The organism is Streptomyces sp. NPDC026206 (assembly GCF_040638465.1).
In the GTDB taxonomy this organism is placed as follows: Bacteria; Actinomycetota; Actinomycetes; order Streptomycetales; family Streptomycetaceae; genus Streptomyces.
The window spans coordinates 96,265-105,771 of sequence record NZ_JBEZYL010000019.1 but is presented as its reverse complement, the minus strand read 5'-3'; the positions used below and the strand labels follow the sequence as shown (position 1 = coordinate 105,771).

Annotated in this window: 7 protein-coding genes and 4 pseudogenes; 5 read left to right on the top strand and 6 right to left on the bottom strand. The window is 68.6% G+C overall.

The window, feature by feature from the left end; translation table 11 throughout:
- Window positions 1-396: pseudogene (locus AB0F13_RS23790) on the top strand (hypothetical protein); the annotation flags it as partial.
- A gap of 36 nt (window positions 397-432) precedes the next feature.
- Here AB0F13_RS23790 and AB0F13_RS23785 read toward each other — a convergent pair.
- Together AB0F13_RS23785 and AB0F13_RS23780 are read right to left on the bottom strand one after the other, a co-directional pair.
- The gene (locus tag AB0F13_RS23785) at window positions 433-606 is read right to left on the bottom strand and encodes a hypothetical protein (protein ID WP_362085779.1); all 174 of its coding nucleotides are present in this window, start codon (window positions 604-606) and stop codon (window positions 433-435) included.
- Window positions 607-781: 175 nt separating this feature from the next.
- On the bottom strand, window positions 782-1,102 hold the full coding sequence (locus tag AB0F13_RS23780; RefSeq protein WP_362085794.1) for a hypothetical protein: 321 nt from the start codon (window positions 1,100-1,102) through the stop codon (window positions 782-784).
- On the opposite strand from AB0F13_RS23780, the pseudogene AB0F13_RS23775 reads away from it, so the two are divergent.
- A pseudogene (locus AB0F13_RS23775) lies at window positions 1,037-1,199 on the top strand (IS30 family transposase); the annotation flags it as partial. The gene AB0F13_RS23780 and the pseudogene AB0F13_RS23775 overlap by 66 nt on opposite strands.
- A gap of 192 nt (window positions 1,200-1,391) precedes the next feature.
- On the opposite strand, the pseudogene AB0F13_RS23770 reads toward AB0F13_RS23775, so the two are convergent.
- The 4 genes and pseudogenes from AB0F13_RS23770 to AB0F13_RS23755 all read right to left on the bottom strand — a co-directional run.
- Window positions 1,392-1,490, bottom strand: a pseudogene (locus AB0F13_RS23770) (short-chain dehydrogenase); the annotation flags it as partial.
- A 281-nt stretch (window positions 1,491-1,771) separates the two neighbouring features.
- Window positions 1,772-4,192: a prenyltransferase/squalene oxidase repeat-containing protein gene (locus tag AB0F13_RS23765; protein ID WP_362085776.1), complete on the bottom strand. Its 2,421-nt coding sequence runs from the start codon at window positions 4,190-4,192 to the stop codon at window positions 1,772-1,774.
- Window positions 4,193-4,718: 526 nt separating this feature from the next.
- The gene (locus AB0F13_RS23760) at window positions 4,719-5,807 is read right to left on the bottom strand and encodes a polyprenyl synthetase family protein (protein ID WP_362085773.1); all 1,089 of its coding nucleotides are present in this window, start codon (window positions 5,805-5,807) and stop codon (window positions 4,719-4,721) included.
- Window positions 5,804-6,101: pseudogene (locus AB0F13_RS23755) on the bottom strand (flavodoxin-dependent (E)-4-hydroxy-3-methylbut-2-enyl-diphosphate synthase); the annotation flags it as partial. The gene AB0F13_RS23760 and the pseudogene AB0F13_RS23755, both read right to left, overlap by 4 nt.
- 588 nt (window positions 6,102-6,689) lie before the next feature.
- Between AB0F13_RS23755 and AB0F13_RS23750 the strand changes: the two are divergent.
- The 3 genes from AB0F13_RS23750 to AB0F13_RS23740 all read left to right on the top strand — a co-directional run bounded on the left by AB0F13_RS23750 (window position 6,690) and on the right by AB0F13_RS23740 (window position 9,089).
- Window positions 6,690-7,160, top strand: a complete 471-nt coding sequence (locus tag AB0F13_RS23750) for a MarR family transcriptional regulator (protein ID WP_362085770.1) — start codon at window positions 6,690-6,692, stop codon at window positions 7,158-7,160.
- A 470-nt stretch (window positions 7,161-7,630) separates the two neighbouring features.
- A complete protein-coding gene (locus AB0F13_RS23745; RefSeq protein WP_362085767.1) occupies window positions 7,631-8,194 on the top strand; it encodes a papain-like cysteine protease family protein in 564 nt (187 codons plus the stop codon).
- A 10-nt stretch (window positions 8,195-8,204) separates the two neighbouring features.
- The gene (locus tag AB0F13_RS23740) at window positions 8,205-9,089 is read left to right on the top strand and encodes a hypothetical protein (protein WP_362085764.1); all 885 of its coding nucleotides are present in this window, start codon (window positions 8,205-8,207) and stop codon (window positions 9,087-9,089) included.
- Window positions 9,090-9,507: the final 418 nt, after the last annotated feature.

The following is a 9,507-nucleotide window of genomic DNA, read 5'->3' as shown; positions in this document are numbered from 1 at the left end:
CGATGGTGGGGGACCGTGGCCCAGTACCCGGGCTGTACGCCCATGAAGGACAACCCCAGCACCAGTCTGAACGAAGGCACCCTGTGTGACCCGCATATCAACCCGGTGACGAAGTCGACCCCGCAGCAACGCGCCGCAGAGGCGGGCTTCGGACGGGGCTGCACGAGGTCGGCCATGGCTGAGAACGTGTACACGGCCTACGGGGACGATGCGGCGGTGACACCGCTGGCCGCCTTCACGTGGTGGATGCGCAGCGACGGGCACCGGGCGAACATTCGTAACCCGCAGTTCGAGACCATGCACGTGCAGGTGGTGTTGGGCAGTGCGAACCCGGCTTCCGGGTCGGCCACGCCGGCGGCGACGTACGTGCAGATGTTCGGATTCTGTCGGCACTGAGTCCGGTCCCGGCATGCGCCTTCTGACCGGGGCCTCTCATGCCGGTTCCTCCTGGCCGTAGTTGGCGGGGGAGGGGAAGTTCTTGCGGACCCGGGAGACCGCGCGGTCACGGCCGCAGACGATGCACTGTGCGTCCGTGCGGTAGTCGTTGTTGGTGTCGTAGTCGGCGCACTTCCAGACGAACCGCGCCGGTGCCTGCGGACGGGTCACTGCAGTACCTCGCGGGGCCTGAGCGTGTCCGCGTCGGCGGGCCGGGCGGGGCGTCACCGGGGAAACCGCAGACGCCCGCGCCGAGCAGGTCCACGACCTCCTCGGTGCACTGCCGGGGGCGGGCGACGCCCCGGTCGTCGGGTTCCAGCAGCGAACTTGTCGGTGCGGCGGGCGGTCATCGACCAGGCCGGGAAGTGCCGCACCACCGCCACCGCTCGCCGAACTCGGCCACGACGGCCCGGTGGAAGCTCTCCGCCATGTTGATCAGGCCGCCGAGCATCAGGTCCGTACCGATCACCAGGTGCCCGCCGCGGTCCTTGACCGGCCAGGCCCGCAACCGCACGTGGACCGGGTGACCGGCGTCATTCGGGAAGTGCCAGGCGTGATCGTCCCTCAGCGGCGTCAGCGGAGCGGGAACGGGCAGCGAGGGCAGTACCTTCCCAAGGGCGCCGACCTCCGCACGTCCAGCCAGGCCGATCTGGACGCCATCGCACATGAGCTCAACCATCGTCCGCGCAAGACTCATGGCTACCCGCTCTCCGGCAGAGGTCTACGCTGGGCTCCTGAACAGCGGTGATGCGCTGACCGCTTGAGCTCGCCATCGTTTGACGACAGACGTGGCACGGCCTGATCCGAATGTGCCGGCGCGGCAAAGGCCGGCGACGACGAGCGGCGTGAGCCGACTGCGGCTCGGCCGGTGGGAAAGCTGCACGGGACCGAGTCACCGTGCGGTGGTGGGAGGGTCGGGATTCGACCGGTGTACCGGGGCTGATGTCGTATGCCTTCTACACCAGGTCGGGGCGGCGTCCGTCGTTGAGCTGCCGGTCCCACAGGGCGTCGACCTGTTCGCGGGCCTGCGGCTCCATCTCGGCAGGGAGCAGGTGCGACGCGGAAGGCGGAACCTCCGCCCCGATGCTGCTGGCCCGCTCCCGGCACGCGTCCGTGCGGTCACGGGAGCGGTCGCGCGGCCCGGCGTCGACTCGGTCGCCCGGCACGCCGCCTCACGTGACCCGGCCGCCCGCCGCAGACACCCTTGAAGTTACCCGCAGATCAGTCTGCCCCTGGTGTCAGTTTCCTTAAAATGCTCAACCCGAAACGGTGACCACCGATGAAACACCGTCCTGCGTCGCCCGGTATGGCCATCGGTCCTTCGTCAATCACGCGCTCAACCATCCGGGGTGGTGGGCTGCAGGTAGCGCTGCACCGTGATGTGCCAGTCGGTGGAGGCGACGAGGTAGGCCATCGCCTCCGCCCAGGCGCATAGGTCCTTGTCGCCCGCGCTGGTGAGGCGGACGATGAGGCGGTGGGCGACGTCCGCTTCCTCGTCGCACATCTGGACGAGACGGGTGAGAGCCTCCTCCTGCGTACGGTTCTTCTCGCGCATCAGCAGGTGTGGAAGGGACAGCGGGTTAGCCGGCGTTGTCCTGCCCGGCCCGTGCTCGCAGGAGAAGGAGAAGAGATCGTTGATCCAGCCCGTGAGGTTGAGGACACAGGCCTCCAGGCGGTGGGTGTCCGGACTCTGGCTCGCGGGCGGTGGGCTCGGGATCAGCGCTGCCATCACAGTGGCGAAGACCGTGTGGCGGCGCATGGTCAGATACTCGTCGAGGGTGACGGTGTTCTCGTCCCAGGGGACATGGGCTTCCCAGAGCAGCGCGAAGAACACCCCGCGCAGGGCCGAGAGCAGGCGGATGAAGCCCTCGTGCGGTAGTAGCCGCCGGACGCGGGTAGTGAGGTCGGCGAGGGCTTGGGGGAAGCCCGGGGTGAGCTCTTCCTCGTCTTCGCCGCCGCTGTGGCCGTGCCCGGCTGTGTCGAGAACACCTGTCAGTTGAGCGAGGGTCCGGGCCAGCTGGGTAGGGTCGGAGTGACCGATGGCATCCCCGTGGGTGTCGTCGAAGGCGACCAGCCACGTGAACACGTCGCTGGCTAGGTCGACCAGATCGCGGGGGGCGTAGGGATAGGAATTCGCCGTACCGTGGCCGAGGTGTGAGCGGTCAAGGCGGTCACGCTTTACGGGGTCGGGGGCTAGTCCGTTGTCGTCGCGCCAGGCTCGGGTGTGCGCCTCGGCAGCGTCGGCGTGCGCACTGGCGGCGTGGGGGAAGCGTTTCCAGAATGTCGGTCGGGCGGGCCCGTGGGCGTCGTGGGCGGCTGCTTCGTACGCGATGGCGAAACCGGCCAGGACGGCGGCTCGTACGACCGTGGTGGGTGTGTAGAGGGCCTTGCCGATCCATAGTTCGGGGTGGTGGGTGTCGTCGAGGTGTTCCCGCAGCCGGTCGCGTGCGCGGGCGTAGACCGGCTGTGGAACCGGGCCGTGGTGCGCGTCGAGGGCGGTCAGGGCGAGGATGGCGTAGGCGGTCTCTTCGGGTGTGCCGCCGCAGGTTCCCCAGGAGCCGTCTGTGTGCTGGGTATCAAGGAGCCAGGCGTAGGTGCCGCGCAGTTCGGCCGCCGTGGTGGCGGCGAGGCCGAAGACGGCTTGAGCAGTGGCGTAGTACGGGGAAAGATGCCATTTGTCATGCCACCACGCCGCATCGGAGCGGGTCGCCAGGAGGAAGTCGGTGGCTTTGCGCAGCTGCGGACTGAACTGCTCGGGGCTTCGGCGGAGGGCTTCCAGGACGCGGGCGTTGGCGCTGGTGGCCGGGCCGCGTTCGTGGGCGAAACCGCGGAAGTGGTCGGGTCCCTCGAACGCGAGGAGTGCCGGCAGGAGCGCGGTGTCATCGGTGTCGAGGTTGTGGAGCACGATGGCGGCCATGGCGGTGTCGTCGGCGTCGGCCACGGGAAACTGCGCGTCGGCTCCCACACCGCGATGCCCAGCGGCGAGGGCGGTGGCGCGCAGGCGGTTGGCAGCGGTCGTCGTGGCGGTGCCGGGCGGGAGGATGCCGGCGCGCTGGAGCAGGTACAGCACCCATGCGTCTTCGAAGACGCTGATCGGGAAGATTTCGGGGAATCCGCCGTCACGGGTGGAGCGGGCGGCTGCCGCAAGGTAGTCCAGAGCTTGTCCGTGGCCGGTGTGCTGGTGCAGGGCGGCTGTGGCGGCGGGGCTGTTGGACAGCGAGCCGTTGAGGGCGGTGAACTGCACCAGGGCGCTGGCGTGGGTGGTATAGGGGACATCGAGGGCTTCGAGTGCGTACAGCAGGGTGGTCGGCTGCGCGGCGAACAACTCGGCGGGGATGAGGTCGAACTTGGCCGTGCGCAGGCGCAGAAGATCCTCAAACGCCTCGTAGGGCAGCGGCATGCCACGCTGTCGTGCCTGATCAAGCAGAAACGGGACGGTCACCTCGGACGCGACCAACTCCTCCCGGGCACCGCGCCACCCAGCGCCGTGGCGCCGCAGGTAGGTCAAACCGGCGGCGGACGCCGCGCGGGCCCACTCGTCTGCCGTGTCGTGGACTGCGATGACGGCGGCCAGCGTGGAGACCAGCCGGTCCATGGCACAGGGGACCGCCCCGCCCCAGGAACCGTCAGGGTGCTGTCGGCGGCGCAGCCAGTCCAGGCCGGGGCGGCGGAGGGTGCTGTCGGCCGGCAGCAGGCGAAGGACGTGGGCGCTGGTATAGGCGTGTGACGCGACAGGGCTGGTGCCCAGGTCGTTCAAAACCGCGGTGACCCGCCGACTGGTGTGAAGGTGTACGGGACCATCAGGCCCGGCGATGCCACCGTTGCGGACACAGGGGGGAGGGCTCGGCACAGTCACGTCGACCTCCAGGTAAGGGAAACGGCCACACAGGGCCGTCAGTGGGTGGGAGGAAACGGAGCGTCATCGAGCGCGGCAGAGCCTGTAAATGCTGCTCGGAAATCAGCGACTCGACGGCGGCAGTGGCCCCGGTGGCCGCGCGGAGTTCACGGGCTTGCCCAGCATGTTCCTCGTCGAGGTCTGCACGGCCGATGAGATCTCCAAGGCGGGCGGCCGTCTCCACCAGGGCGCTGATTCGCGGCGTCACAACGGCGCACCCCCTCAAGGCAGCCATAGGGCCATTTGGCCCCCTCGCCTGGAGTGGAGTGCCGACACCGGGACCTGCAAGCCCAGCGGCGGGCGGCCAGCGTCGTCAGAAGCCGATGTTCTCGTCGTCGAACCCGTCCGGGTCTGCTCCCGCCGCCCTGCACGGGCACTTTCGGGGTATTCATGCGGCTCTCGCGGTGGCAGCGTCGGCGATCTCGCGGAGGGCGTGGGAGACCGGTGGCGGAAAGGCCGCTCGGGAGAGGGCTTGCCGTGTCTGGTCGTACCGGCTGTGAATTATGCGTTCGACTGCTGCTCGTGCGCCGGTGTCGACGAAAATGCTGCGGATGCGGGCGGCGGTGTTCTCGTCCAGATCCGGATTTCCGACCAGGGCACGCAGCGTATTGCGCTGAGCGGGGTCCGCGTGCCGGAGGGCGAGGGCCAGGAGCACGGTGTGCTTGCCCTCTCTGAGGTCGTCCAGACAGGATTTCCCTGTGGTGTCGGGAGAACCGAAGACGCCGAGCAAGTCGTCGCGGAGTTGGAAGGCCTCTCCGAGGGGCAGTGCGTAGGCGCTGAGCGATTCCAGGGCGCGGGAATCCGCACCGGCGAGGGTGGCGCCGATGTGCAGGGGGCGCTCACAGGTGTATTTGGCGGTCTTGTAGCGGATCACCCGCAGGGGGATGTCGGCGCTGCCGGTCAGGTCACCGGTGGCCAGCAGATCGAGGTACTGGCCGTAGAGGACCTCGGTGCGCATGGTGTCGATGAGGGGCAGGACTTCGGTCAGGCGGTCCTGGGGCATGCCGGCGGTGTGCAGGAGTTCGTCGGACCAGGCCAGCGCGAGGTCGCCGACGAGGATGGCCGCGCCATTGCCCAGGCGTCCGGCCGCGACGCAACCGCGGGAGAGGCGGTGGTGGGCGGCCAGGGCGCGGTGGACGGTCGGGCGGCCGCGGCGGGTGGCCGAGCGGTCCATGATGTCGTCGTGGATGAGAGCGAAGGCGTGGAACATCTCCAGGGATGCCGCCGTCTGCACTACCGCGGTGGTGTGGCTCGTGTCGGGTCCAGTACGCCAGCCGCAGACACACAGCAAGGGGCGTAGTCGTTTGCCGCCTGCGAAGAGGAAGCCACTGAGTTCTTCGGTGACTTCGGTGGGCATGCGCTGCGCGGCCGCTGCGCGGGCCTTGCTGTCGAGGAATCTTTCCAGACAGTCGTCGACGGCGCGGCGTACCGCGGACAGGTCGAGCGGGGTGGCAAGGGCATCCATGGTGGCAGTCATGGTGCTGACGCCTCCGTCGGCTGTTCGTCGGCCGGTTCGGTGAGTCGCAGGGCGTGTTCGAGGAGGGTGTCGACGATTTTGTTCTCGGGGACGGCGGCGACGACTTTTCCACCGACGAAGATCTGGCCGTTGCCGTTGCCGCTGGAGGCGCCGAGGTCGGCTTCGCGGGCCTCTCCGGGGCCGTTTGACGACGCATCCCATGACGGCCACGCGCAGGGGGTGGGGGAAGCCGTCGAAGGCGGCTTCGACTTGGGTGGCGAGCTTGTGGATGTCGACCTGGAGGCGGCCGCGACAGCAGCCAAAAGTGGCGGTACGATTTTCTTGTCGTTGGTTGTGGAACGACTCATCAGCGCACCTCTTGAGGAAAGGGGCGGCGTGCAAAGGGGCACCTGGCCTGGAGTCATCCGCTTTCTGCGCCAGGCGGGCTCATGCCTACTACGGGTAGACAGAGGGTGTTGATCTCGCGCAGCGGCAAAAGGCGCGAGCACGGAAGGTAAGGAAGGCGCACTGTCGCACCGCCGGCTCGGGGCCAGCGGGTGTCCGGGAGTAAGTGCTTCCACTTACAGCTTTCCACCCAGCGGTGCATTTAACCAGGAGCATCCCTTTGATGCCGAAGCGCGGCTTTGCCTCCGGCGCGAGTGTGTACGCACCCTCAGGTGATGGTCCCACCGCAGCGCACCACCCCACGCCAGCACCGCTCTTCCCACGCGGGCGGCGCGGCGGGGCGCTTGTGGTCAGCCGGGGCCAGAAGCCGGTGTGAATGTCCGGCCGTGACCGCCCGCTGGCACGGGCGCCCCATTACTGCGCCCGGGGCACATTCATGCCAGGACTTTGACATAAGTGACGGTAGGCGTCTCCGCTCAGCTATGTAGAACTCCTGACATGAGTGATGAGACAACCACCGACCCGACCCCGCCCGACGACGGAACCGCCAACGTGACCGAGCGACTGGGCTACCGCCTCAAGCGAGCCGCGGCCGCCCTGCGCGGCGCGATGGACAGGGCCCTGCGTGAGTACGACCTGACCGTGCCGCAGTACGCCTGTCTCGAACTGCTCGACCAGCGCCCCGGGCTGTCCAACGCCGAACTGGCCCGCGGCACCTTCGTCACCCGGCAGTCCGTGAACGTCGTCCTGCGCGGACTGCAGGACGCCGGCCTCATCACCCGCGCGGCCACCGCCGACCACGGCCGCGCCCTGCCCGCCCACCTCACCGAAGACGGCCACCGCCGTCTCGCCGCGGCACGCACCGCCGTCTACGCCATCGACCAGCAGATGGCCGATGCCGTCCCGCCGAAACGCCTCACTGCTCTTCGCGCCGACCTGAACCGGATGGCAGAGACACTCGGCGGATGAACCGGTCCGCAGACGAATGGCCTGTGGGTGGGGAGGCAACCTGTGGGTGGGGAGGCAAGGTGAGTAGGTCTGGGGAATCCCTGAGCAGGGGTGGGGATTTTCAACGAGCCCCATCAATGCTCTGTCCGGCGACCGGAAACCGACGGGTTCCCGGATTCCTGGCACACTCTGGCGACGAACCCGCAGGTCATTGTGCCGGAACACCCCCTACCCTATGTCGCGTTCCATGCCCTTTGTAGTCGGTGCGAGCCTGAGCCCGAGTGCGTGTTGGATAAGCCGGGTCGGTCACCGTCCCTCTGACGGAACTCTCCAAGCCAGGACCGCCACCCGAGTAATACGATTACCCGACAAGTAATCAGTAGGGGTCAACTTTCCGCAAGACCTCTATATGACTTTCGTGTAATGCGCTGTCATATTCCTGCCCGATCGCCCCGTTCACCTCGTTGCACCCATCAAGGGAAGGCAGGAAAATGGGCAGATTCAGGTACGGAACCACGGCGTCGGCCATCGCGTTGGCCGCCTCGGGGTTGCTCGCGGCCGCGGGAGGCACGGCTCACGCGGAAGCGGGTCAGGACAACATCGGCATGTACAAGCAGGAGAAGACCCAGTGGTGCTGGGTCGCCTCCGGGCTGACCATCGCCAAGTTCCAGGGCTTCGGCTCCACACAGACGGACTTCTGCAACCGGGCCCAGCCCTCCTACGGCTGCAACAACCAGCCCGCCACGCTCGACGACATGGCCAGGGGCTGGAGCAGCCTCGGCCTGGCCCACTCCGGCTCGGGCCTGAGCAGTGCGGCAACGTTCAACCAGGTGTACACCGACGTCAAGGCGGCCCGCCCGGTCGCTGCCCGCATCGGGTGGACGTCCGGTGGCGGCCACATGAACGTGGTCTACGGCTTCGACACGTCGAACAACACGATCGCTGTGGCCGACCCGTGGCCGGACACCGCCACGTACACGTGGTGGAACTACAACGACTACGTGAGCAACAGCTCGTCCAAGTGGACCCACTCCCGCATCGGCATCTCCCGCTAAGGCAGGCGACATGCGCGACACCAGTGGCACCAGAACGTCCAGCAAGCGGGCGGCCTCTCGCTCCTCCCGCCTGTCCATCGCCATCGCACTGAGTACATCCGCACTTCTGTCCGTCGTCGGTCCGGCCCACGCGGCCCCGGCCAAGGATCCTCTCCCGGCCGACATCCCCGACTACCAGGCCGCCCTCGACGCGGTGAAGTCCGCCGACGTCCGCAACGCCGTCTGCCGCTTCCTGCGCACTCCGGTGCCCACCGGCGGCGCCGGCGGGTCGGTGCAGACGATCCCCGAAGCGGCCGAGCCGTGCCAGGGCCTCCCGGCGTTCACGATCAAGGACCCGGTGGCGCTGAACGAAATCACTCCCGGGTTCGTCGCGGGCACCGCCCAGCCACTGCCCACCGAGGCGATCAAGCTGACGCAGCTGGTCTCCTCGCTGAGCACCACCGTCAACGGCCGCAACGCCACCGTCATGCTCGCCCCCACCCAGGGCGGCGGCTGGCACCTGGCAGCCGTGCGCGACGGCGACAGCGACGCCACATACGCCAGCAAGGCCACCGTGGGCACGCTGGTCTTCACCGAGCCGCAGATCCGCGGCTGGTACCAGCTCAAGCTCACTACCGTCGAGCCACTCAACGACCAGGCCCGGCAAGGACTGGGCGGCCAGGCGTCGGTGTCGCTCAGCGACTACCAGAAACTGGTCAAGGCCCGCTACGCCGACAAGCTCCCCGGCTCGGAGTACGACACCAAGGGCTACTCCAGCGGCTACGACCCCAAGCACAAGGGGGACGACGCCTCGTCCTCCACCCCGCTGCTCGCCGGCGGTTCCGGCGCGGCACTCGCCGCCCTCGCGGGCGGCGCCGTCACGCTCCGCCGTCGCCGACGCGCCAGCACCTGCTGAGCTCGACCCCCGTCCGCCCCTCGCTCCGCCCCGGCAGCCAGCCGGGACGGAGCGAAACTCCGTCCGGCGGACCGCCATTACGTTCCGGCCATCGCAGGGGGCTATTGGTTGCGCCTGTCCCAGCGCGCCCCTGATCGCCGTCTCCGGCCGTACGGACGACGTCGCGGTGATCCCCGCCGACAGCACGGTCGCGCGCCGGGCATTCCAGGCTTTGTCCTCACGGCCTCACGGCCTCACGGCCGGTCCAGCACTCGTTATTCGCGACCGTCGCCACCGGGCGGGTGCCCCCTCGCCGCACTCCCCGGCCGCAGCCGCTCGGCCACCACAACCAGCCGCAGCAGGCCCTCACGACCGCGGCCTTGCAGTGGCGCCGCGCCGGGGAGCAAGCGTCCGGTGGCCAGCCCGGCGGCGTGGGGGG